Genomic DNA, 21,358 nt, shown 5'->3' with positions numbered 1-21,358 from the left:
CATGAGGTTTCCTCCCATGATGCGCCAGCCCTCCCTCCGGCTTCCCCTTCTGCCAGCCCTCCTGCTCGCCCTCCTGCTGGCCGTCGCCCTGCCGTCCGGCCCTGCCGCCGCGCAGCAGACCGGCCCCGGCCTCTCCTTCGCGGAGAAGGGGGCGATCACCCTGGACGTGGCGGAGATCGAGGTGGTCAACGAGTATGTGCCGCCCCTGAAGGAGCCGAACGTGGAGCACCTGCTGCCCGTCACGCCGGCCGACACGGTGCGGCTCTGGGTGCAGGACCGGCTCAAGGCCGGCGGCGGCAGCGGACGCGCCCGGGTGGTGATCCGCGACGCCTCCGTCGTGGAGGCGGAGCTGGAGCGCACGACCGGCATCCGCGGCTGGTTCACCAAGGACCAGTCGGAACGCTATGAGGGCAAGCTGGCGGTCGAGGTTCTGGTGGAGCGGCCGGCCCAGGGCTTCAGCGGGGCGGCCAGCGTGGCCGTCGCCCGCTCCACCACCGTGGCGGAGGATGTCAGCCTCGCGGAGCGGGAGAAGGCGATGCTCGATCTCGTGCGCGCCATGGCGGCCGACCTCGACGCCCAGCTCGATGCGGCGATCCGCGCCAACCTGTTCCCCGCCATCATCCTCTGACCGTCTCTCTCTGACTGTCTCTGGCGCCGGGGCCGTCTGGCCGCGCTTCCCGGGCCGGCGTGACGTCCCGGCTGCCGGCCTGTTGACGGACGGCATGCCGTCCGGCGTTCCGCCGGGCGGCCCGCGACGGAGGAGGCTGGCATGACCGAGCAGAAGGATACCCCCCGGGACTCCGAGGAGGCGAAGCGCCGTGAGGTCGAGGCGGCCCAGGCGAACCGCCGGGAGGCGGAGCGCCGACCCGGCCGGACCGGGCCGGGAGAGGGCGGACCCCCGCCGGGCGGTGCCGTGACCGGCCCCGTCCCCGGCGAATCCGTCCACGGCACCGCCGGCCCCGACTGATCCCCGCCCCGTTCTCCTTTCCTCCCGCAGATGCCGGTGCGGGGCTGGGTCCCGGTCGGCCGGGAACCGGGTCCGGTGCCGCCTGTTGAGCCGGGCACCGTTCGATGCGCCGCCGCGGCAATCCCTTCAGCGGGCGGCCTCTGGGAGGATGCGATGAGCTACGACTACGGCACGGGTGGGCGCCGTCCGGGCGCCTATGGCAGCGACCGGCCCGACGACGGGGACCCTGGCAGCTACGGTTCCGGCCGCGGCAGCAATTACGGCAGCAGCAGCTACGGTGGCTCTGCCCAGGGCGGCGGCCCGGGGACCTATGGCCGCGCCGGCCAGGGGGGCTGGCAGGGCCGGCAGGGCCAGGGCGGCGGCACGGGCGGCATGAGCGGCGGCGACGCCTACCAGATGGCCCCGCTGGTGGTCGGCGGCCTGATGACGGCGCTGGGCGTCCGCCGGGGCGGCTGGCTGGGCTACGGCATCGCGCTGGCCGGGCTTGGGGTCATCCAGCAGGCCTTCAGCGGCCGCTCGGCGATCCGCGACTGGGTCGGCGAGGAATGGCTGGGCCAGAGCGGCGGCCACGAGCAGCGGGCCGTCACCGTCTCGCACAGCGTGACGGTCAACCGGCCGCCCGAGGAGCTTTTCCGCTTCTGGCGCGACTTCTCCAACCTGCCGCGTTTCATGCACCATCTGGAGCGGGTGGACGTGATCGACGACCGCCACTCCCACTGGGTGGCCAAGGGGCCGGCCGGTCTGCGCGTGAGCTGGGACGCCGAACTGACCGACGAGCAGGAGAACCGCCGGCTGGCCTGGCGCGCGGTGGAGGGGGCGGACGTTCCCAACTGGGGGCATGTCGAGTTCCGTCCCGCCCCCGGCGGCCGCGGCACCGAGGTGCAGGCCGTCATCCGCTACGAGCCGCCGGGCGGGGCGCTGGGCCGTGCTGTCGCCAGCCTGCTGGGCCGTGAACCGCGGCAGCAGATGCGCGACGACCTGAACCGCTTCAAGCGGATGATGGAGTCGGGCAGCGACGCCACCACGGCCGGCCAGTCCGCCGGGGAGCGCTCGACCGTGGGCACCGCCATGGAACGGTCCTCGTCCTCGGGGGCGTCCGCGGGCGTGTCGGGCGGGTCCTCCCCGGGCGCCGCAGGCGGGTCGGCGGGGGCCTCCGGAACCATCACCGGCGACGTGTGACCGTCCGCCCGGGTCCGCCCCCGGCCGGCACGGCCGTCCGGGGGTGCGGCCCGGCGATGCGTTTTCCACGACGCTGCCGGCCGGGCGCATCCGCTAGGATGGGGCGTCTTTCCTGAGCGCCCGCCTTTCCGTCCTCCGAGGTGTCGCATGCGCGCGTCGTCTCCGGTCCGCCCGATCCGGGCGGCCCGCCCGCTGTCCGTTCCCGTCCTGATCCTGGCCGCTCTCCTGGCGGGTCCGGCATCGGCCGCCCAGGCATCCGACCCCGTGCCCGGCGCCCCCGCTCAGGCCCCGGCGACGGAGCTGGCGGCGGAGGGTCCGCTGGCGGATGCCGTGCGCGGCAGCCTCTACGCCGCCGAGAGCGCCCGGCTGGCGCAGGAGCGCTCCGACACCGAGGAGGTCCAGGAGATCGCCAGCGACATCCTGGACAGCCACACGATGCTGCTGGAGGACCTGGGGGCCGAGGCGGTGCGCCTCGGAGTCGTGCCGCCGGCCGATCCGGGCGTGGCCCCGGCCGCCATGCTGGTGCAGCTCCGTCAGGCGGCGGACGAGGATTTCGACACGCTCTGGCTGACCCAGCAGATCGACGCGCACGAGCGGCTGGTCGCCCTCTACCGCGCGGCGGCGGCCCCGGCGACAGCCGACGGCCCGGCTCCGGCCCTGCCCGGGGAGGCGCTGGCGCGGCTTGAGGACCTGCTGGCCCGGCTGCGCGATGCCGCCGGGGTCGGCGTGGCCGGCCGCGGCGCCGACTGATCCGCCCTGCAGGGAGGGGTCCGGGCCGGACGTCAGGGCCGGTCGCCATAAACCCCTGAAACTACTCTGGATTGACGGACGCTCCCTGCGACGAGGGTGATGTTGAACCGTGCGGGGGGCCTCCCAATATTATGGCCCAACCGCAACACGGCTTCTGGGGACATCCATGGCTATCGGACCTTACAATCGATACGCGACCGCCGGCCGCGCACTCGATCAGGCCCAGTTCGACGAAGGCCTGCGGCAGCACATGCTGCGCGTCTACAACTACATGACCGTCGGCCTGGTGATCACGGGCCTGGTGGCTTTCCTCGGCGCCAGCACGCCGGCGGTCGTCGGCGCGGTCTACGGGACGCCGCTCCAGTGGGTGGTGATGCTGGCCCCGCTGGCCTTCATCTTCATCCTGAGCTGGAACTTCCACAAGATGTCGGCGGCGACGCTGCAGACGCTGTTCTACGTGTTCAGCGGTCTGATGGGCCTGTCGCTGATGTACATCTTCCTCGTCTATACCGGGGCCAGCGTCGCGCGGGTGTTCTTCATCACCGCCGGCATGTTCGCCGCGACCAGCCTCTACGGCTACACGACGAAGAAGGACCTGTCCTCCATGGGCGGGTTCATGGTCATGGGCCTGATCGGCATCGTCATCGCCGGCCTCGTGAACATCTTCCTGGCCAGCTCGGCGCTGCAGTTCGCCATCTCGGTGATCGGCGTCATCGTCTTCACCGGCCTGACCGCCTGGGACACCCAGCGGATCAAGGAGCAGTACGCCGAAGGCTGGGGGGCGGAGGCCAACGGCAAGCTCGCCGTGATGGGCGCGCTCTCGCTCTACCTGAACTTCATCAACCTCTTCACCATGCTGCTCCAGCTCCTCGGCCAGCGCGACGAGTAGTCGGAAGCGACCGGACGGGAGGCCCCCCGGGGACCTCCGCCGCGGACCGCCCGGGGTTTCCCCGGGCGGTTTCTTTTTGGTTCGTCACGGATCGGCAGGGGACGGCAGCGGCCGTTCTCCGTTTACAGCGTGGCCGTTTACAGCAGGACCCGTTTCCGGCGCAGCCCGGTCACGGGCAGCCGACACCGCAGGGGATGGCGACAGAGCGTGAGCCCGAAGCAGGACCGCCGGCTGGACCGGCGCTTCAACCGGCTGGAACAGGCCCTGCCCGATCCGGTCGGCACCCAGTTGAACCGGCTGCGCCGGCCGCGCGCCTTCTGGCTCCGCGTGCCGGCGGGCATTCTGCTGATCCTGGGCGGCTTCTTCGCCTTCCTGCCCGTGCTGGGCTTCTGGATGCTGCCGCTGGGGCTGCTGCTGCTGGCCGTGGACATCCCCTTCCTGAAGGGGCCGATGAACCGTCTGATGATCTGGGGCGAGCGGAAATGGGCCGTCTGGCGCCGCCGCTGGCGCCGGGACGGCTGAGCGCCGGTGTCCCCTTGCCGCGACGGCGGGGCGGCGCCACCCTGGACGCCCGGTTTCTGCCGACCCGCGATGCCCGAGAGCCTCCGATGGATGTGACCGCTCTGCCCCGCCGCCCCGTCGCCGACTGCACCGCCGCGGAGGTCGCGGCCGCCCTGAATGCCGGGTTCGAGGGGTATCTGGTGCCCGTGCGCATCGACGCGCCGGGCTATGAGCGCCGTTTCCGCGGCGAGGATCTGGACCCGTTCTCCAGCTACCTGTTCGGCCCGCCCGGCCGGCCCGCCGGCGTGATGCTGGTCGCCCGCCGCGGCTGGACCGCCCGCATCGCGTCGCTGGGCGTGGCGCCGGACTGGCGCGGCCGCGGCCTGGGCCGGCACGCCCTGGACCTGGCGGCGGCCGAGGCCCGCATGCGTGGCGACCACGCCCTGCTGCTGGAGGTGTTCGAGCAGAACACCCGTGCGCTCGCGCTCTACGAACGGCTGGGCTTCCGCCGGCTGCGCCGGCTCTACGGCCACCGCCGCGAACCCGTCCGGCCGGAGGCGGTGGCCGGCGCCGCGGCGCTGCGCCCGGCGGACCCGCTCTCCCTGTCCCGCGCCCTGCTGCGGGCGGGGGAGGGGGCGGACCTGCCCTGGATGCTGCAACCGGAGACGCTGGCGAAGGCGGCGCATCCGTTCCGTGCCCTGGCCCTGGCCGGGGAGCCCGAGGGGCAGGCGCCGCTGGCCCTGCTGCGCGATCCGGGGACGGAGGCGATGCTGCTGACGGCGCTCTTCGTGCCGCCGGACCGGCGTGGCCTGGGACTGGGCCGGCGGCTGCTGGCCGCGCTGGCCGCGGCATATCCGGGGCGGCCCTGGCTGATCCCGCAGATCGTGCCGGAGGGGCCGCTGGACGCCTTCCTGCTGGCCACCGGCTGGACCCGGCAGGCGCTGAACCAGTTCGACATGCGCCTGGACCTGTAGCCGGACCTTGCCCGGCCGAGGCCGGCTACGGCCGGGTCCCGTCCGGTTCCGGCATCAGGGGCGACAGCACCAGGTCGCAGCCGCCCCAGGACTGGCGCGCCTCCGCCACCGCCTCGGCCAGATCGCCCGCGTCCGCCGGATCGCCCGGCAGGAACACGGCGATGCCGCGGTTGCCCGCGTTCAGTTCCAGCGTCAGACGGTGCCCGGCCCGCAGGTCGCGGTCCATCAGCACCAGATTGGCCCCCGCGGCCGCCATCAGGCGCGCCGCCTCGGCCGCCGCCACGGTCGCGGTGCCGGCCACGACGACAACCTTCCCCTTCACGCTCTCCCCCTCACGCTTCCGCCCCGGCGCTCCGGGCGGCGGCCGCACGGCGGCGCCCGGCCCGGGTGAGCGCCCCGTACCGCGGGGCGACCAGGATGGCAAGAGTCAGAAAAAGCCCGGCCAGGGTGGCGATCATGCCCGCGGCGTTCACGCTGGCCTGGAACCCCAGCCAGAGCGGCCCGAAGGCGCCCAGCACATAGCCGCCCGCCCCGGCCGCCGCCCCGATCAGCAGCGACAGGCCGATCTGGACCGGCAGCCGGTCGGTCAGCAGCCGCGCCGTCGCCGCCGGGCAGATCAGCATGGCGATGACCAGGATCGAACCCACCGCCTCGAAGGCGGCGATGGCGGCGACGGCCGTCATCGCCACGATGCCGTGCTGCACCAGGGCCGACGGCAGGCCCAGCGTGTCGGCCAGTCCGGGGTCGAAGCTGGCCAGCGTCAGCTCCTTGAAGAACACAAGCACGATGCCGCCCAGCAGCAGGAAGACGATGGCGAGCTGCACCACCTCCCGCGGCAGTGCTGCCCACACCAGGGGGTCCAGCAGCGAGGCCCAGCCCGTGGGGGCGAGCCAGATCACGTCCTCAAGCTGGCCGTAGAGCACGCAGTCAGCGTCCAGGTCCACGCTGTGCGCCGCCGCCTGCTCGATCAGCACGACGCCCAGCGCGAACAGCCCGGTGAAGACCACGCCCATGGCCGCCCCGGCCTCGACCCGGCCCAGCCGGCGCACCAGTTCGATCAGCACCCCCGCCACCACGGCCGCCGCCAGGGCGCCGGTCATCATGGGGAAGGTCTCGCGCGTGCCGGCCACCAGGAATCCCACGACGATGCCGGGCAGCACGGCGTGGCTGATGGCGTCGCCCAGCAGGCTCTGCCGCCGCAGCACCAGAAAGTTGCCCACCAGGGCGCAGGACAGGCAGGCCAGGGTGGCCGCCAGCATGGCCGGCAGGTCGATGGTCAGGAACGGGGTCATCCCAGGCCCTCCCGCCGGCGCAGCAGGCGGCGGCGCAGGCCCCGCGCCAGCAGGCCGCGCGCCGGGGCGAACAGGAAGCTCAGCACGAACAGCGCCGTCGCCACCAGCACGATGACGGCGCCTGCGGGCAGGTCGGCATAGGCGCTGGACAGCCAGGCGCCGATCCCGCCCGACAGCGCCCCCAGCACGCCCGCGGTCACCGTCATGGTCGTCAGATCGTCGGTCCAGAAGCGGGCGGCCACGGCCGGGGTGATCAGCAGGGCCACGATCAGGATCAGCCCCACCGTCTGCAACCCCACCACCGTCACCAGCGTCACCAGCCCCAGCAGCAGCAGGTCGATGCGGTCCACCGGCCAGCCCTGCACGCGGGCGAAGCCCTCGTCGAAGGCGACCAGCCGCAGTTCCTTGAAGAACAGCGCCACCAGCCCCGCCGCCAGCAGCGCCAGCAGGCCCAGGGCGGCCGCCTCGCGCGCGCTCATGGCGGCGGTCTGGCCGAAGATGAAGGTCTTCAGCCCCGCCGCGCCGCCCGTCGGCAGCGCCTGCACCACCGACAGCAGCACCACCCCGATGCCGAAGAAGACGGACAGCACCGCCCCGATGGCGGCGTCCTCCGGCAGCCGGGTGAAGCGCGTCACCGCCTGCACCGCCAGCACGCCCAGCCCGCCGCTGACCGTGGCGCCCAGCAGCAGCAGGGGCAGCGACCGCCCCTCCACCCCCGCCAGGGCGCCGATCAGGAAGGCCAGCGCCAGCCCCGGCAGGGTGGCGTGGGCCAGGGCGTCGCTGACCAGCGAGCGCCGCCGCAGCAGCAGGAAGCTGCCGACCGTGCCGGCCGCAGCCCCCAGCGCCGTGGCCCCCGCCAGCACGACGGCGGTGTTCCAGCCCGGTCCCACCGGGGAGAGGACGGTGTCCATCGGCCGTTCCTCACATCACCAGCGGGTCCAGCAGGCGCTGGCCGTAGGTCGCGCGCAGGTTCGCCTCCGTCAGGGTGGTGCGGGTGCTGCCCTCCGCCACCACGCGGGTGTTCAGCAGCAGCACATGGTCGAACACCTGCGCCACGGTCTGCAGGTCGTGGTGGACGCAGAGCACGGTGCGGCCCTGCCGGTCCAGCTCGCGCATCACCTCCAGCACGGCCTGCTCCGTGGCCGCGTCCACCCCGGCCAGGGGCTCGTCCATGAAATAGAGATGCGCCTCCTGCGCCAGCGCGCGGGCCAGGAACACGCGCTGCTGCTGGCCGCCGGAAAGCTGGCCGATCTGGCGGTCGGCGAAGGCGCCCATGCCGACCCGCTCCAGCGCGGCGCGGGCCGCCTCCTTGTGCTCCTTCGACACCCGCCGGCCCCAGCCGATCATGGCGTAGCGGCCCATCGCCACGACATCGAGCGCGGAGACGGGGAAGTCCCAGTCCACGCTCTCCCGCTGCGGCACGTAGCCGACCAGCCGGCGCTGCCGCGCCAGCGACCGGCCGAAGATCTCGACCGTGCCGGAGAGCGGCGGCACCAGCCCCAGGCAGGCCTTGATGAAGGTGCTCTTGCCCGCCCCGTTCGGACCGCAGATGGCGATCAGGCCGGCGGACGGGGCGGTCCAGTTGACATCGCGCAGCACCGGCCGGTCGTGATAGGCGACCGTCAGCCCCCTCACCGCCAGCGGGGCGACGCCCGACTCCCGCGGGGGAACGACGTCGTGCGCACCGATCCGTTGCAGCATGGGTCCCCTCACGCCCGGCCGGGCAGCCGGCCCTGGAAGCCGCCCGCGGGCGCCTCTCCGCCCAGGGCGCGGGCGATGGTGGTGACGTTGTGGTCGATCATGCCGACATAGGTCCCCTCGTAGCTGCCGGGAGCGCCCATGGCGTCGGAATAGAGGCTGCCGCCGATGGCGACCGTGTGGCCGCGCGCCGCCGCCCCGTCCACCAGGGCGCGCACGTTGCGCTCCGACACGCTGGTCTCCACGAAGACGGCCGGGACCTTCCGGTCCGCCAAGAGGGCCACCAGCTCCTCGATCCGGCGCAGCCCGGCCTCGGACTCCGTGCTGATGCCCTGGATGCCCACGACCTCCACACCGTAGGCGCGGCCCAGGTAGGAGAAGGCGTCGTGCGCCGTGACCAGCACCCGCTGCGGCGCCGGCACGCTGCCCAGCACGGTGCGGGCATAGCCGTCCAGCCGGTCGAGCACGGCGTCGAAGGCGGCGGCATTGTCGTGGAAGCGCGCGGTGTCCTGCGGATAGAGCTGCGACAGCCGGTCGCGCACCACCGCCAGCGCCGCGCGCCAGAGGCTTACATCCATCCAGATGTGCGGGTCGAAGCTGCCTTCGAACCCCGCCGGCTGCAGCAGCCGCTCCCGCGGCAGCGCGTCGCCCACGGCGGTCACGGGCCTGCCGTCGGCGGCCAGACGCTGCAGCGCGTCCGCCATTTTTCCTTCCAGCAGCAGGCCGTTGTAGAAGATGGCGTCGGCCGCCAGCAGGCGGACGGTGTCGCTGCGGGTCAGCTTGTAGGTATGGGGGTCGATGCCCTCCCCCAGCAGGGACTCCACGGTCGCGCCGTTGTCGGCGCCGGCCTCACCCACGACGGCGCGCAGCAGGTCCCCGACCTGGGCCGTGGTGGCGACCAGCTTCCGGCCCGCCACCTGCGCCCGCGCGGTCCCGCCGGCCGGCAACGCCGCCAGCAGCAGCCCGGCCGCGGCCCCGGCCAGGACGGCGCGGCGCCCCGGCCCTGCGCCGGACCCCGGCTCCGCACAGCGGCGGGCGGGAACGGGGCGGCGGGTCTCGGTCGGGCGGCATCATGCTCGGGGGACTCCCACAGGGGTCTAGGACTTCCGCAACGCCCCGCCGCCCGCCACACGGATGCTTGGCAAGTAAGATCGGGGCAGCCAGCATATAAACAGCCCGCGGCGGCGGGCAAGGCACGCCGTCCGGGTCCGACCGGCCCTTTCCCCTTCCGATGGTATCTCCCGTCCGATGATCCTGCTCTTCACCGATTTCGGAATCGCCGGCCCCTATGTCGGGCAGATGCACGCCGTGCTGCGGGCCGCCGCTCCCGGCCGGCCGGTGGTGGACCTGATGCACGACGCCCCCGCCTTCGAGCCGTTGCGGGCCGGGCACCTGCTGGCCGCCCTGGTGGAAAGCACGGCCGCGGCGCTGGCCGGGGCCGGGGCCGTTCCGGCGGACCCGCCCGTGCATCTGGCCGTCGTCGATCCCGGCGTCGGCACGGAGCGCCGGCCGGTCGTGCTGCGGACGCCGGCCGGCTGGTTCGTCGGCCCCGACAACGGCCTGTTCGCACCCCTGCTGCACCGGGCCGGGGGAGCGCAGGCGGAGGGCGTGCGGGCCTGGAGCATCGACTGGCGGCCGGCGTCCCTGTCCGCCAGCTTCCACGGCCGCGACCTGTTCGCCCCCGTGGCGGCCCGGCTGGCCCGGGGCGAGCCGCCACCGGGCACGCCCCTGTCGCCCGCCGCCCTGGTGGGAGCCGGGGCGCCGGGGGACCTGGCGGAGGTGATCTGGCTGGATGCCTACGGCAACGCCTGGACCGGGCTGCGCGCCGGCGCCCTGCCGGACGGCGCCGTGCTGGAGGCGGGCGGGCGGCGGCTGCGCCGGGCGCACACCTTCGGAGAGGTGCCGGCGGGAGAGGCGTTCTGGTACGCCAACTCCTCCGGTCTCGTGGAGATCGCGGTCAACTGCGGCAACGCCGCCGCCCTGCTGGGCCTCGACCCCGGCAGTCCGGTCCGGGTCGCGGACGGCGGCCCGCCCGGCAGGACATAAGCGGCAGGACGTAAGCAGCAGGACATGAGCGGCAGGCGGGGCCGGCGTCAGCCGCTGGCGGCGGCCTCCACCGCCGGCTGGCCGCCGCGCTTCACCGTCTTCACCACCGTCGGGTGGCGCATCAGCGCCAGGAAGGGCAGGTCGGACGGCCTGTTGCCGTAGCCCCAGCTCTCCGCGAAGGGGCCGTGGGCCGCCATGTAGGCGGTGACACGGCGGGCCTTCTCCTCGCGCACGCAGTTGCCGTGCCTGTCCATGCCGCCGGTCAGCACCCCGTCCAGCGTCTCCAGCCCCGTCGCCAGCAGGTCGTCCACCGGCAGGCCGCGCAGCAGCCGGGGCATGTAGGCGGTCAGCGCCCCGGTCGCCACCACCACGCGGTGACCCTTGCCGGCATGGGCCTTCAGCGCCTCCAGCATGGGCGGGTGCCAGCGCACCCAGCCGGCCAGCCGCTCCGCCGCCTCGTCCAGCCGGGCGGCCGGGACGCCGGCGACGGTGCGTTGCAGCAGCCCCGCCTTCACGGCGGTGCGCACGTCGCCGCGCCGGTGCGGTTCGGCGGCGAAGCGGGTGACGGCCGTCCGCACGGCATGCAGCAGCGCCAGCCGCGCCCGGGTGCGGCCGACCAGGAATTCCAGGAAGGGCAGCAGACTGTCCCCCTGGACCAGGGTGCCGTCGAAGTCGAAGATGGCGATGGAGCGCTGGCTCATGGTCGGGCGGGCCGGGAAGCAGGGGGCGGCGGCGGAACGGGCATCAGAGCCGCAGGCGGCGGCGCCACGCCACCCCGGCCCAGGCCCCGAACACGATGGACAGGGGGGTGACCACGTCCCTGCCGGGACCCGACTCGGGGCCCTGGAAGACATGGCCCAGCGCACCGCCGAAGGACAGCACCGTCAGCACCCCCAGGAACACGAGGCTGGCCGACGATTCGCTGGTGGACAGCCGCAGCTTGAGCCGCTTCAGGGTCAGGCGCAGCCCGGCATGGGCCAGGAAGGCGGCCAGCATGCTGGTGGCGAACGGCATCAGCAGCGAATCCAGCCGCGCCCACAGCCCGCCCCCCTCCTCATAGACGGGCAGCAGCAGCGCCGTCTTCACCACCAGCGCCCAGCAGAGCGCGTAGAAGATGGCGTAGAGCAACACCCCGTTGGCGATGTGGCTGAAGGCCCGCTGCACCGTTTCCCACCCTGGCCCCGGTTCCCACCCTGGTCCCGGGTTCCCGCCCGGTCCCGGCCGCGCGACCGGATCGGCCGCCGCGGTGGGGCATGAAACCGCTTCCGGGCTTTTCTCTCAAGGGCTTTCCGGTTAATCCGGGGGGATGCCGGAGGAAAGAGACACCATGGCAGCCGAAAAGATCATCATCGATACCGACCCGGGCCAGGACGACGCCGTCGCCATGCTGCTGGCCCTCGCCAGCCCGGAGGAGCTGGAGGTGCTGGGCATCACCGCGGTGGCGGGCAACGCGCCCCTGCCGCTGACGGAGGTGAACGCCCGCAAGATCTGCGAACTGGCCGGGCGGCGCGACGTGCCCGTCTTCGCCGGCTGCGACCGGCCGATGTTCCGCGAGCTGCACACGGCACCGGAGGTCCACGGCTCGACCGGGCTGGACGGTCCCGTCCTGCCGGAGCCGACCCTGCCCCTGCAGGAGAAGCACGCCGTGGACTTCATCGTGGAAACGGTGATGGCGCACGAACCCGGCAGCGTCACCCTGGTGCCGGTCGGGCCGCTGACCAACGTCGCCCGCGCCCTGATGCGGGAGCCGGCGCTGGCGGCCCGGCTGAAGCGGATCGTGCTGATGGGCGGCGCCCAGTCGGAGGGCGGCAACAGCACCCCCTGCGCCGAGTTCAACATCTATGTCGATCCGCACGCGGCCGACGTGGTGTTCCGCTCGGGCGCGCCGATCGTCGCCTTCCCGCTGGACGTGACGCACAAGGTGCTGACCACCCACGCCCGCAAGGAGGCGATCCGCGCCCTGGGCAGCCGGGTGGCCCAGGCCACCTTCGAGATGCTGGATTTCTACAACCGCTACGACGAGCACAAATACGGCACCGACGGCGGTCCGCTGCACGACCCCTGCACCGTCGCCTGGCTGCTGAAGCCGGAGCTGTTCCGCGGCAAGCTCTGCAACGTCGAGATCGAGACGCAGAGCCCGCTGACCATCGGCCAGACCGTGGTGGACCGCTGGGGCACCACCGGGCGGCCGAAGAACGCCCTCTGGATCACCGAGGCGGACGCCGACGGCTTCTTCGCGCTGCTGACGGAGCGGCTGGCGCGGCTGTGACGGCCGCGGCAGTGCCGGCAGCGGCGGTGACGGGCGCGGCCCTGACGGCCGCGTCTGCCCGCACCGCGCCCGGGTCCGGCTGCGCCTACTCCTCGTGCGGGGAGCGGGCGTAGCGGGCCGGCCAGGACAGGGCGTAGCCCAGGGCGACGGCGCAGATGTGCAGATGGGACAGGGCGTCGTCCCGGTTGGAGCGGAAGCGGACGGGCAGCAGCTCGCCGATACCCACCATCAGATAGCCCATCACCAGAAACCAGAAGACCGCGGCCATGGAATCCTCCGTTACCACGGGGGGAGTATCCATTCCGCATCGTTAACGATCGGTTAGGGGCAGCTCGCTGCGCCGCTGCAGCGGGGATTGCCGGTTTCCGCCTCTTGTTCCGGATATGCAACGATCTTGCCTGGGACGGCCGCGGGCCTGACCGGGACAGGGTGGCGCAAGCCTCTGGTTCCGCTCGAAAAACGGCCGGCTCTGCCCTATGCTGGCGGTTCCCGTTCAGCAGGACAGAGACCGGCCATGCAGCATCCCTTCCGCCGCCCCCTTCTCGCGGCCGCGGCCGCCGCGGCCCTCCTGATGGGGCCGGCCCTCGCCCAGATACCTGCCGCCCAGGCGCCCGCCCCCACGGCCCAGGCCGCCGACCCCGTGCAGGCGGCGCTGGCGGAGAGCCGGGCGGCGGCCCAGGCCCTGACCCGCGATCTGCTGACCGCGGTGAAGTCGTCGCTTGCCGCCGACGGTCCGGTCGGGGCGATCCGCACCTGCAACGAAGTGGCCCCGGGCATCGCCGACGCCCTGTCCCAGGGCGGCATGACGGTCGGGCGCACCAGCCTGAAGGTGCGCAACCCGGACAATGCCCCCGACGGGTGGGAGCGCGCCGTGCTGGAAGACTTCGCCGGCCGCAAGGCCGCCGGCGCCGATCCGGCGACGCTGGAGCACTGGGAGGTGCTGCCGGGGGCCGAGGGCGGCCGGAGCTTCCGCTACATGAAGGCCATCGCCATTCCGGCCGAAAGCCCGTGCCTCACCTGCCACGGCACCGACCTTGCGCCTGCGGTGGTGGCGGCGCTCGACCAGCTCTATCCGGCGGACCAGGCCCGCGGCTACCGGGCGGGCGACCTGCGCGGTGCGGTCACGGTGACGCGCCCGCTGCCCTGATCAGGTCGGCCACTTCCGGCGCCCCGTCCAGCCACTCGCGCGCCAGCAGCCCGAAGACCACCTCGTCGCGCCATTCGTCGCGGGCGGGGAAGGAGCGGCGCAGGCGCGCCTCGCGGACGAAGCCCAGCCGCTCCACCGTGCGCAGCGAGGCGATGTTGTCGGGGTCCACCTTCGCCTCCACCCGGTGCAGGCCCAGCTCCAGGAAGGCATGGGTCAGCACCGCGGCCAGCGCCTCCGACGCCAGCCCGCGGCCGCGCGCGGCCGGGACCAGGATGTAGCCGGTCTGGCACATGCCCTGCTGCATCCGGTGCAGCGACAGGCTGCCCACGGGGGCACCGCCGGCCGCCGGCAGGATTGCCCACTGCCGCGCCCCGGCGGCATAGGGCCCTACGGTGTAGTCGTGGAACAGCGCCTCGGTGTCGGCCTGGGTCCGGTGCAGCTCCCCGAACCAGCGCATGCTGTCGGGGTCGGAGAAGACCGGGAACAGGGCAGGGGCATCCGCCACCGTCAGCGGGCGTAGAAGCAGGCGGCGGGTGCGGAGCGATCGGTGCTGCGGCGTTGCGGTCACGGGCGGTCGGGGGCCAAAGGGAGTCGGCAGAGTGGACCTCCGGCCGGCCGGGATCAACCGCGCGGGTCGGCGCAGGGCGCAGGCCGACCCGGCTTCCGCGGCGACCGCGGCCATCTTCTGGTGCCGCCGGATTTCGGGTAGACCATCGATCCGGGATGTATCCGCCCCGCTGGAGGGATCATGGCGACCGATAAGCTGGTCGAGCGCGCGTTGGGTATGGCCGCCCTGGTCGTGCTGGGCACCGCCATCATCCTGGTGGTGAAGCCGTTCCTGTCGGCGCTGCTGCTGGCCGTCATCCTCGTCTACGCCACCTGGCCCGCCTATCTCTGGGTGGAGCGGACCTGCGGCGGCCGCAAGAATCTGGCCGCCTTCCTGATGACGGCCCTGTCTTCGTTGGTGATCGTGGCGCCCTTCGCCATCGTCGGGGCGACGCTGGCGGACAGCGTCGGCGGCATCAGTTCGGGCATCCGCCAGATCATCGAGAACGGACCGCCGCCGCCGCCCGTCTGGCTGGGCGACGTGCCCCTGGTCGGACCCTGGGCGGTCGGCTACTGGGCCGATCTGACGGCCGGCGGGCAGGACCTTCTGACGCTGCTGCGCTCCGGCATCCGGCCGGCGACGGATCTGGCCCTGGCGGCCGGCAGCGTCATCGGCGCCGGCGTGCTGGAGCTGATGGCCGCCGTCTTCATCGCCTTCTTCCTCTACCGCGGCGGCCGCGACATCGCCCGGCAGGTGGCCTACGCCATCGAACGCTTCACCGGCCCGCGCGTCCATCACCTGCTGGAGGTGGCCGGCGGTACCGTGCAGGGCGTCATCTACGGCATCCTGGGCACCGCGCTGGCGCAGGGCATCCTGGCCGGGCTGGGCTTCGTCGTCGCCGGCATTCCCTGGGGACCGTTCCTGGGCTTCATGACCTTCGTCGTCTCCGTCATTCCCATGGGGCCGCCCCTGATCTGGGTGCCCGTCTCCGTCTGGCTGGCGACGGAAGGGGAGATCGGCTGGGCCGTCGCCATGGCGGCCTGGGGCTTCTTCGTCGTCAGCAGCGTGGACAACGTGCTGCGGCCCTACCTGATCTCCCGCGGTTCGGCCCTGCCGCTGGTGCTGGTGTTCATGGGCGTGCTTGGCGGCGTGCTGGCCTTCGGCGTCATCGGCATCTTCATCGGGCCGGTGCTGCTGGCCCTCGGCTACGCCCTGATGCGGGAATGGACCGCCCAGGCCATGAGCCGGCCGCCGGACCCGGTACCGCCGTCCACCGGCCCCACGGTCTGACGTCCGGCCTCCCCCACGGGTGCGCCCCGCGGCCGCCGCATGGCCGGCAGGACGGATCGGCACTGCGCCGCCGCCCGCCGGGCGCGCAGAACGGCGCCGTGCCGGCCGGGTCATGCCCGGACGGTGCGTCCGTTCCCGCCGGGGGCTGGTGATTCCGCGGCGTGACGCCACATTACTGGTGCGACTTGTTCGCATTGTCGTATAAGATCGCGCAGCCCCGGACACACCCTGGTCTTCCGGGCACCCTTCAGGAGGTCCGAACCATGCACGCCCGCCTTCCAGCCGACAGCCGCCTCCGCCTGGGGGATCTGAATCGGGGACAGCGCGCGGAGGTCGTCGCCCTCGACGGCCAGGCGATCGCCACGTCGCTTCACCCCGACGAGCTGGAACGCCGGCTGCTCGAAATGGGCCTGTCGGAAGGTGCCCGCATCGAGATCATGCACGAGGGCACCTTCGGCCGCGATCCCATCGCCGTGCGCGTGAACGAGCATACCGTGGCGCTGCGCCGGCGCGAGGCCTGCGCCGTGATGGTCTCCCCGGTCGCCTGACGGCGCGACCGGCCGGACCCGCCGCCCGGCAGCGTGGCGGGTCTTTTTCCGGGGGGCGCCGGGCGGGCCTGTTTCCGCCGCCCGCTCTCCGCCCCTGACCCTGCCCGCCCCGCTGCCCGACCCGTCCCGCTTTCCGAGCTGAACGAAAGACCGCCCATGTCCGCCACCGCCGCCATCGCCGAGCCGCGGCGCCTTGCGCTCGTCGGCAACCCCAACTGCGGCAAGACCGCCCTGTTCAACGCCCTGACCGGCAGCCGCCAGAAGGTCGCGAACTATCCGGGCGTCACGGTGGAACGCAAGATGGGGCAGTTCGTCACCCCCGGCGGCGCCCGTGTCGAAGTGGTGGACCTGCCCGGCACCTACAGTCTGCGCGCCCGCAGCCCGGACGAGGAGGTGACGCGCGACGTCGTGCTGGGCCGCTTCGCGCATGAAGAGGCGCCCGACGCCATCCTCTTCGTCGCCGATGCGACGAATCTGCGCCTGAACCTGCGGCTGGTGCTGGAGCTGAAGAAGCTCGGTCGGCCCATCGTCATGGCGCTGAACATGATCGACGCCGCCAACCGGCTGGGCGTCGAGATCGACACCGACGCCCTGTCCGCCGCGCTGGGCCTGCCGGTGGTGCCGACCGTCGCGGTGCGCCGCGGCGGCATCCAGGCGCTGCTGGCCCAGATCGACCACACCGTGCTGGAGATGGCCGGCACCAGCCACGGCCGCGCCACCGGCGCCTGCGCCTGGGTGGAGCCGACCTCGCACGATCTGCGCTCCTACCATGCGGAGGTCGAGGCGATCCTGGCCGCCGCCATCCGCAAGCCGGGGCAGCCGCCGCTGGTCACCCGCCGGGTGGACGCGCTGCTGCTGCATCCCGTGTTCGGGCTGGGCTTCCTGTTCCTGGTCCTGTTCCTGCTGTTCCAGGCGGTGTTCGCCTGGGCCGCGGCGCCGATGGACATGATCGACGGCGCCGTCACGGGCCTGCAGGAACTGGTGACGGCGCACATGGCGGACGGGCCGCTGCGCAGCCTGCTGGTGGACGGCGTGCTGGCCGGCGTCGGCAGCGTCATCATCTTCCTGCCGCAGATCCTGATCCTGTTCTTCTTCATCCAGTTGCTGGAGGATTCCGGCTACATGGCGCGGGCGGCCTTCCTGCTGGACAGGCTGATGGGCGGCGTCGGCCTGCACGGCCGCGCCTTCATCCCGCTGCTCTCCAGCTTCGCCTGCGCCGTGCCCGGCATCATGGCCACCCGCACCATCGAGAACCGGGCCGACCGGCTGGCCACCATCATGGTGGCGCCGCTGATGACCTGTTCGGCGCGGCTGCCGGTCTACACCCTGCTGATCGCCGCCTTCGTGCCGCAGCAGACGGTGCTGGGCGGCATGATCGGGCTGGAGGGGCTGGTCATGTTCATCCTCTACGCCGCGGGCATCGTCTCGGCCCTGCTGGTGGCCTTCGTGCTGAAGCGCACCGTCTTCAAGGGCGTGCGCGAGCCGCTGCTGATGGAACTGCCGCCCTACCGCCTGCCGGCCCCGCGCGACGTGGCGCTGGGCCTTTATGAGCGGGCGCGCATCTTCCTGACCCGCGCCGGCACGATCATCTTCTCGATCATGGTGGTGCTCTGGTTCCTCGCCTCCTACCCGGCGCCGCCGGAAGGCGCGACCGGCCCCGCCATCGACTACAGCATCGTCGGCATGATGGGCCACGCCATCGCCCCGGTCCTGGCGCCCATCGGCTTCACCTGGCAGATCGCCGTGGCGCTGATCCCCGGCATGGCCGCGCGCGAGGTGGCGGTGGCCGCGCTCGGCACCGTCTACGCCCTGAGCGACACGGGCGAGGGGGTGGAACAGTCCCTGGCCGCCGTGCTGGCCGCGGACTGGAGCCTGCCCACGGCGCTGGCGCTGCTGGCCTGGTTCATCTTCGCGCCACAGTGCATCTCCACCCTGGGGATCGTCCGGCGCGAGACGAACTCCTGGTTCTGGCCGGCGGTGATGTTCACCTATCTGACGGCGCTGGCCTATTTCGCGGCCTTCGTCACCTTCCGCGTGTCTTCGGCCCTGCTCGGAGGATGAAGCCCATGAGTGCGGAGACCTGGCAGACCCTCGCCATCATCCCCATCGTGCTCGGCGCCCTGGCCTGGGTGCTCTGGCGCGTCGTGCTGCCGCGCCCGGTGATCGACCGGCTGCGCCGTCTGGCCGGCCGGCCGGAGGCCCCGAAGGCGGCCGCGGGCTGCGGCGGCTGTTCCGGCTGCGGCGGGGGCTGCGCCCCCACCAGCCCGCGCCGGCACTGACCGCGCCGGGACCCGGCGCGTCCGGAAGGTGATCGCGTCCGGGAGGTGATCCCGCCCAGGGCCTGAGCCCGGTGGGGGCCGGGGGGTCGCGCCCCCCGCGCCTTGCGTCCGCTGCAGCGCCCGCCTCAGCCGCTGTTGCGCAGGCTGGTGGCGATGCCGTTGATGGTCAGGTGGATGCCGTCGCGGATCTCGGGGGCCGTCTCGCCCGCGCGGTGGCGGCGGATCAGTTCGACCTGCAACAGGTTCAGCGGCTCCACATAGGGCAGCCGCAGCCGGATCGACCGGGCCACGGCCGGGGCGTGCTGCAACAGTTCCGACTGCCCGGTCAGCGCCAGGAGCTGGTCGTGGGTGCGCTGCCATTCGCTGCGGATGGCGGAGAAGACGCGCGTCCGCAGCGCCTCGTCCGGCACCAGCCCGGCATAGGTGGCGGCCACGTCCATGTCGGTCTTGGCCAGCACCATCTCCAGGTTCGACAGCGCCGCCTGCAGGAAGGGCCAGCCCTCGTACATGGCTTCCAGCAGCCCGCGGTCGGGGAAGCTCTCCAGCGCCGTGCCGACGCCGTACCAGCCCGGCAGCATGATGCGCGCCTGCGTCCAGGAGAACACCCAGGGGATGGCGCGCAGATCCTCGATCCGGTCCAGCGTCGTGCGCGAGGCCGGGCGGGAGCCGATCTTCAGGTCCGCGATCTCCGCGATCGGCGTCGCGGCGCGGAAGAAGTCCTTGAAGCCCGGCGTGTCGTAGACCAGGGCGCGGTAGGCGTGGAAGGCCGAACGGCTCATCCCCTGCATGGCCAGCCGGAACCGGCTCATGTCCTCGCGCAGGCCGCCGGGCTCCAGCGAGGCCAGCACGACCGCCGCCACCATCGTCTCCAGGCTGGCGGTGCCGACGGTGGTGTTGCCGTACTTGGCGGCGATCACCTCGCCCTGTTCGGTGATGCGGATGCGGCCGCCGACGGTGCCGGACGGCTGCGCCCGGATGGCGGCGAAGGCCGAGCCGCCGCCGCGGCCCACGGCACCGCCGCGGCCGTGGAAGAGCTGCAACCGCACCCCGGCCTCGTCGAAGACATGGCGCAGGGCGCAGGCGGCCTCGTGCAGCGACCAGTTGGAGGTGAGATAGCCGCCGTCCTTGTTGCTGTCGGAATAGCCCAGCATCACCTCCTGGAACCCCCAGCAGGAGAGCGCCAGGGCCCGGATTTCCGGAAAGCCGAGATACTCGCGCATCACCAGCGGCGCCGCCGCCAGATCCTCGATCGTCTCGAACAGCGGCACCGCCATCACCGCACCGAAGGGCGGATCGCCCGGCCGGAACATGCCGGCCTCCTTCAGCAGCAGGTGGACCTCCAGCAGGTTGGAGACGCCGCTGGTCTTCGACACGATGTACTGGCGCACGCAGCCGGCGCCGTAGCGCTCGTGCGAGGCCGCCAGCGTGCGCAGGATCTCCAGTTCCCGCCGGGTCTCGTCGGAATAGCCGGCGAACGGGTTGCAGAGCAGGCGCAGATGCGCCAGCTCCCGCCGCAGCAGCGCCACCCGCGCCGGCTCCGGCAGGCCCAGATAGTTGTCCTCCACCCCGGCGACGCGCAGCAGTTCGGCCACCACGCGGCCGTGGACATCGGCGTTCTGGCGCAGATCCAGCGTCGCCAGATGGAAGCCGAACAGGTCCACCGCGTTGATCAGTTCGTTCAGGCGGCGGTCCACGATGGGCGCCGACCCACGGGCCAGGGAATCGCGCACCACCCGCAGGTCGGCCAGCAGCGCCGCCGCGTCCGGATAGGGGTCGCCCGGTACGGCGGGGCTGCGTGGCGGCGCTTCGCCGACGAGCTGCCGGTAGGTGGCGGCGGTACGGGCGTAGAGCCCGGTCAGGGCCCGCCGGTAGGGTTCGTCGGCCCGGTGGGGCGAGGTGTCGCCGCTGATCTCCGCCAGATGCTCCAGCTCGGCCGAGGGGGGCGAGATGTCGGCACAGATCGAAAGCTGCCCGCCCAGGGCGTGCAGCTCCTCCAGATAATGGCCCAGGGCCCGGCGCGCCTGCTGCTTCAGGGCCTGGGTGAGGGTGGCGGCGGAAACATTGGGATTGCCGTCGCGGTCGCCGCCGATCCAGCTTCCCAGCCGCAGGAAGGCCGGCAGCGGCCCGTTGCCCAGGACCCCTTCCCAGCGGGCGTGCAGCCGCGGCAGCACCTCCAGGAAGGTGGCGCGGAAGTAGGACAGGGCCGTGTCGATCTCGTCCGCCACGGTGATGCGCGCCTCGCGCAGGGCGCGCGTGTTCCAGAGGATGGCGATCTCGCGGTAGAGGTCGGCCAGGATTCCGTCCCGCGTCTCGCGGTCGGCCGCGGCGTCCAGGGCCTGCATGAGCTGCCCGATGGCGGCCTCGCGGTCGATCACCGACTTGCGCCGCACCTCCGTGGGGTGCGCGGTCAGGACCGGGGAGATCAGGGCGTGGTCCAGCAGCTCCGCCACCGCCGCACGCGACACGCCCTTGGCCTCCAGCACCTCCACGGCGCGGGCCAGCGTGTCGGGCCGGCCGGGGACATGGCGCTCGGTGGCGTCGCGCCGGGCCTGCCGGTCCTCGGCCAGGTTCGCCAGCAGCGAGAACCAGAGGAAGCCGCGCACGAAGCGCAGCATGTCGTCCAGTTCCAGGGCGTGGAGCTGGGCGGCGAGATGGGCGTCGTTGGCGACGCCCGGTTCCCGGTGCGCGGCGATCGACGCCTTGCGGATCGCCTCGATCCGGTCGAACAGCTCCTGTCCGTCATGCTGACGGATCACGTCGCCCAGCAGGCGACCGAGCAGTCGGACGTCATTGCGCGCCGGCCAGTCGCCGACCCCGTCGGATTCGTTCAGCATGCCACCGGCTCCAGCCTTGCTCTGCCCGACGGGACCGTTCTCCGGTCATCGCGGCCAGCTTCGGGAAGGTCCTGACCGGTTTACCACCGATCAGCCATACCCGGAATGAGATAAGGACGGTGGCCTGCGACGTCAGCGGGACGGGCGA

Annotated in this window: 24 protein-coding genes; 14 read left to right on the top strand and 10 right to left on the bottom strand. The window is 72.9% G+C overall.

The window, feature by feature from the left end; genetic code table 11:
- Positions 1-16 precede the first annotated feature (16 nt).
- The 7 genes from RC1_RS11845 (at position 17) to RC1_RS11815 (ending at position 5,260) form a co-directional block, all read left to right on the top strand.
- Positions 17-628, top strand: coding sequence for a hypothetical protein (locus tag RC1_RS11845; protein WP_012567635.1), 612 nt, complete (start codon positions 17-19; stop codon positions 626-628).
- Positions 629-769: 141 nt separating this feature from the next.
- Positions 770-967 (top strand): hypothetical protein, encoded by a 198-nt coding sequence (locus RC1_RS11840; protein ID WP_012567634.1) that lies wholly within the window; start codon positions 770-772, stop codon positions 965-967.
- 153 nt (positions 968-1,120) lie between these two features.
- Entirely contained in the window at positions 1,121-2,146 is a 1,026-nt protein-coding gene (locus RC1_RS11835; RefSeq protein WP_049766698.1) for an SRPBCC family protein, read from the top strand.
- A gap of 147 nt (positions 2,147-2,293) precedes the next feature.
- The gene (locus RC1_RS11830) at positions 2,294-2,896 is read left to right on the top strand and encodes a DUF4142 domain-containing protein (RefSeq protein WP_012567632.1); all 603 of its coding nucleotides are present in this window, start codon (positions 2,294-2,296) and stop codon (positions 2,894-2,896) included.
- A 166-nt stretch (positions 2,897-3,062) separates the two neighbouring features.
- Positions 3,063-3,785, top strand: a complete 723-nt coding sequence (locus RC1_RS11825; RefSeq protein WP_012567631.1) for a Bax inhibitor-1/YccA family protein — start codon at positions 3,063-3,065, stop codon at positions 3,783-3,785.
- Between the two features lie 207 nt (positions 3,786-3,992).
- Complete coding sequence (locus tag RC1_RS11820) at positions 3,993-4,307, top strand: hypothetical protein (RefSeq protein ID WP_012567630.1); 315 nt, start codon at positions 3,993-3,995, stop codon at positions 4,305-4,307.
- An 86-nt stretch (positions 4,308-4,393) separates the two neighbouring features.
- Complete coding sequence (locus tag RC1_RS11815) at positions 4,394-5,260, top strand: GNAT family N-acetyltransferase (RefSeq protein WP_012567629.1); 867 nt, start codon at positions 4,394-4,396, stop codon at positions 5,258-5,260.
- A 25-nt stretch (positions 5,261-5,285) separates the two neighbouring features.
- On the opposite strand, the gene RC1_RS11810 is transcribed toward RC1_RS11815, so the two are convergent.
- From RC1_RS11810 to RC1_RS11790, 5 genes are read right to left on the bottom strand one after another with little or no spacing between them, the layout of a single operon-like run.
- Positions 5,286-5,582, bottom strand: a complete 297-nt coding sequence (locus tag RC1_RS11810) for an SDR family NAD(P)-dependent oxidoreductase (RefSeq protein WP_041785334.1) — start codon at positions 5,580-5,582, stop codon at positions 5,286-5,288.
- Positions 5,583-5,592: 10 nt separating this feature from the next.
- Positions 5,593-6,552, bottom strand: coding sequence for a metal ABC transporter permease (locus RC1_RS11805; RefSeq protein ID WP_012567627.1), 960 nt, complete (start codon positions 6,550-6,552; stop codon positions 5,593-5,595).
- Positions 6,549-7,463, bottom strand: a complete 915-nt coding sequence (locus tag RC1_RS11800; protein WP_012567626.1) for a metal ABC transporter permease — start codon at positions 7,461-7,463, stop codon at positions 6,549-6,551. The genes RC1_RS11805 and RC1_RS11800 overlap by 4 nt, the downstream gene beginning before the upstream one ends.
- 10 nt (positions 7,464-7,473) lie before the next feature.
- The gene (locus RC1_RS11795; RefSeq protein WP_012567625.1) at positions 7,474-8,253 is read right to left on the bottom strand and encodes a metal ABC transporter ATP-binding protein; all 780 of its coding nucleotides are present in this window, start codon (positions 8,251-8,253) and stop codon (positions 7,474-7,476) included.
- A gap of 8 nt (positions 8,254-8,261) precedes the next feature.
- Positions 8,262-9,167, bottom strand: a complete 906-nt coding sequence (locus RC1_RS11790; protein WP_234703774.1) for a metal ABC transporter solute-binding protein, Zn/Mn family — start codon at positions 9,165-9,167, stop codon at positions 8,262-8,264.
- A 331-nt stretch (positions 9,168-9,498) separates the two neighbouring features.
- On the opposite strand from RC1_RS11790, the gene RC1_RS11785 reads away from it, so the two are divergent.
- Complete coding sequence (locus tag RC1_RS11785) at positions 9,499-10,296, top strand: SAM hydrolase/SAM-dependent halogenase family protein (protein ID WP_012567623.1); 798 nt, start codon at positions 9,499-9,501, stop codon at positions 10,294-10,296.
- A gap of 47 nt (positions 10,297-10,343) precedes the next feature.
- On the opposite strand, the gene RC1_RS11780 is transcribed toward RC1_RS11785, so the two are convergent.
- Positions 10,344-10,997: an HAD-IB family hydrolase gene (locus tag RC1_RS11780; RefSeq protein ID WP_012567622.1), complete on the bottom strand. Its 654-nt coding sequence runs from the start codon at positions 10,995-10,997 to the stop codon at positions 10,344-10,346.
- 43 nt (positions 10,998-11,040) lie between these two features.
- On the bottom strand, positions 11,041-11,460 hold the full coding sequence (locus RC1_RS11775) for a hypothetical protein (RefSeq protein WP_012567621.1): 420 nt from the start codon (positions 11,458-11,460) through the stop codon (positions 11,041-11,043).
- Between the two features lie 163 nt (positions 11,461-11,623).
- Here RC1_RS11775 and RC1_RS11770 point away from each other — a divergent pair, with 163 nt between their 5' ends.
- Complete coding sequence (locus RC1_RS11770) at positions 11,624-12,565, top strand: nucleoside hydrolase (protein ID WP_041785331.1); 942 nt, start codon at positions 11,624-11,626, stop codon at positions 12,563-12,565.
- Between the two features lie 85 nt (positions 12,566-12,650).
- Here the strand turns inward: RC1_RS11770 and RC1_RS11765 are convergent, their stop codons facing one another.
- Positions 12,651-12,833: a hypothetical protein gene (locus RC1_RS11765; RefSeq protein ID WP_012567619.1), complete on the bottom strand. Its 183-nt coding sequence runs from the start codon at positions 12,831-12,833 to the stop codon at positions 12,651-12,653.
- A 246-nt stretch (positions 12,834-13,079) separates the two neighbouring features.
- Here RC1_RS11765 and RC1_RS11760 point away from each other — a divergent pair, with 246 nt between their 5' ends.
- Entirely contained in the window at positions 13,080-13,712 is a 633-nt protein-coding gene (locus RC1_RS11760) for a Tll0287-like domain-containing protein (RefSeq protein ID WP_012567618.1), read from the top strand.
- Here RC1_RS11760 and RC1_RS11755 read toward each other — a convergent pair.
- The gene (locus tag RC1_RS11755; protein ID WP_012567617.1) at positions 13,687-14,280 is read right to left on the bottom strand and encodes a GNAT family N-acetyltransferase; all 594 of its coding nucleotides are present in this window, start codon (positions 14,278-14,280) and stop codon (positions 13,687-13,689) included. The two genes, RC1_RS11760 and RC1_RS11755, sit on opposite strands and share 26 nt — an antisense overlap.
- 180 nt (positions 14,281-14,460) lie before the next feature.
- On the opposite strand from RC1_RS11755, the gene RC1_RS11750 reads away from it, so the two are divergent.
- The 4 genes from RC1_RS11750 to RC1_RS11735 all read left to right on the top strand — a co-directional run bounded on the left by RC1_RS11750 (position 14,461) and on the right by RC1_RS11735 (position 18,376).
- Positions 14,461-15,549, top strand: a complete 1,089-nt coding sequence (locus RC1_RS11750) for an AI-2E family transporter (RefSeq protein ID WP_012567616.1) — start codon at positions 14,461-14,463, stop codon at positions 15,547-15,549.
- A gap of 263 nt (positions 15,550-15,812) precedes the next feature.
- On the top strand, positions 15,813-16,097 hold the full coding sequence (locus tag RC1_RS11745; protein ID WP_012567614.1) for a FeoA family protein: 285 nt from the start codon (positions 15,813-15,815) through the stop codon (positions 16,095-16,097).
- Between the two features lie 156 nt (positions 16,098-16,253).
- Positions 16,254-18,158 carry a ferrous iron transport protein B gene (feoB, locus tag RC1_RS11740; RefSeq protein WP_012567613.1) on the top strand — a complete coding sequence of 635 codons (1,905 nt, stop codon included), beginning with the start codon at positions 16,254-16,256 and terminating at the stop codon, positions 18,156-18,158.
- 5 nt (positions 18,159-18,163) lie between these two features.
- The gene (locus tag RC1_RS11735; protein ID WP_012567612.1) at positions 18,164-18,376 is read left to right on the top strand and encodes a hypothetical protein; all 213 of its coding nucleotides are present in this window, start codon (positions 18,164-18,166) and stop codon (positions 18,374-18,376) included.
- Positions 18,377-18,501: 125 nt separating this feature from the next.
- On the opposite strand, the gene ppc is transcribed toward RC1_RS11735, so the two are convergent.
- Entirely contained in the window at positions 18,502-21,210 is a 2,709-nt protein-coding gene (gene ppc / locus RC1_RS11730; protein ID WP_012567611.1) for a phosphoenolpyruvate carboxylase, read from the bottom strand.
- Positions 21,211-21,358: the final 148 nt, after the last annotated feature.

The sequence above is a fragment of the Rhodospirillum centenum SW genome (assembly GCF_000016185.1).
Classification (GTDB): Bacteria; Pseudomonadota; Alphaproteobacteria; order Azospirillales; family Azospirillaceae; genus Rhodocista; species Rhodocista centena.
The sequence above is the reverse complement of the archived record's forward strand: the minus strand, read 5'-3'. Positions and strand labels throughout refer to the sequence as shown.

Bases quoted from the DNA above. Each gene is read 5' to 3' on its own strand.
- RC1_RS11845 (WP_012567635.1), top strand. From the start codon at position 17: ATGATGCGCCAGCCCTCCCTCCGGCTTCCCCTTCTGCCAGCCCTCCTG.
- RC1_RS11840 (WP_012567634.1), top strand. From the start codon at position 770: ATGACCGAGCAGAAGGATACCCCCCGGGACTCCGAGGAGGCGAAGCGC.
- RC1_RS11835 (WP_049766698.1), top strand. From the start codon at position 1,121: ATGAGCTACGACTACGGCACGGGTGGGCGCCGTCCGGGCGCCTATGGC.
- RC1_RS11830 (WP_012567632.1), top strand. From the start codon at position 2,294: ATGCGCGCGTCGTCTCCGGTCCGCCCGATCCGGGCGGCCCGCCCGCTG.
- RC1_RS11825 (WP_012567631.1), top strand. From the start codon at position 3,063: ATGGCTATCGGACCTTACAATCGATACGCGACCGCCGGCCGCGCACTC.
- RC1_RS11815 (WP_012567629.1), top strand. From the start codon at position 4,394: ATGGATGTGACCGCTCTGCCCCGCCGCCCCGTCGCCGACTGCACCGCC.
- RC1_RS11805 (WP_012567627.1), bottom strand. From the start codon at position 6,552: ATGACCCCGTTCCTGACCATCGACCTGCCGGCCATGCTGGCGGCCACC.
- RC1_RS11800 (WP_012567626.1), bottom strand. From the start codon at position 7,463: ATGGACACCGTCCTCTCCCCGGTGGGACCGGGCTGGAACACCGCCGTC.
- RC1_RS11795 (WP_012567625.1), bottom strand. From the start codon at position 8,253: ATGCTGCAACGGATCGGTGCGCACGACGTCGTTCCCCCGCGGGAGTCG.
- RC1_RS11785 (WP_012567623.1), top strand. From the start codon at position 9,499: ATGATCCTGCTCTTCACCGATTTCGGAATCGCCGGCCCCTATGTCGGG.
- RC1_RS11780 (WP_012567622.1), bottom strand. From the start codon at position 10,997: ATGAGCCAGCGCTCCATCGCCATCTTCGACTTCGACGGCACCCTGGTC.
- RC1_RS11770 (WP_041785331.1), top strand. From the start codon at position 11,624: ATGGCAGCCGAAAAGATCATCATCGATACCGACCCGGGCCAGGACGAC.
- RC1_RS11765 (WP_012567619.1), bottom strand. From the start codon at position 12,833: ATGGCCGCGGTCTTCTGGTTTCTGGTGATGGGCTATCTGATGGTGGGT.
- RC1_RS11760 (WP_012567618.1), top strand. From the start codon at position 13,080: ATGCAGCATCCCTTCCGCCGCCCCCTTCTCGCGGCCGCGGCCGCCGCG.
- RC1_RS11750 (WP_012567616.1), top strand. From the start codon at position 14,461: ATGGCGACCGATAAGCTGGTCGAGCGCGCGTTGGGTATGGCCGCCCTG.
- RC1_RS11745 (WP_012567614.1), top strand. From the start codon at position 15,813: ATGCACGCCCGCCTTCCAGCCGACAGCCGCCTCCGCCTGGGGGATCTG.
- feoB (WP_012567613.1), top strand. From the start codon at position 16,254: ATGTCCGCCACCGCCGCCATCGCCGAGCCGCGGCGCCTTGCGCTCGTC.
- RC1_RS11735 (WP_012567612.1), top strand. From the start codon at position 18,164: ATGAGTGCGGAGACCTGGCAGACCCTCGCCATCATCCCCATCGTGCTC.
- ppc (WP_012567611.1), bottom strand. From the start codon at position 21,210: ATGCTGAACGAATCCGACGGGGTCGGCGACTGGCCGGCGCGCAATGAC.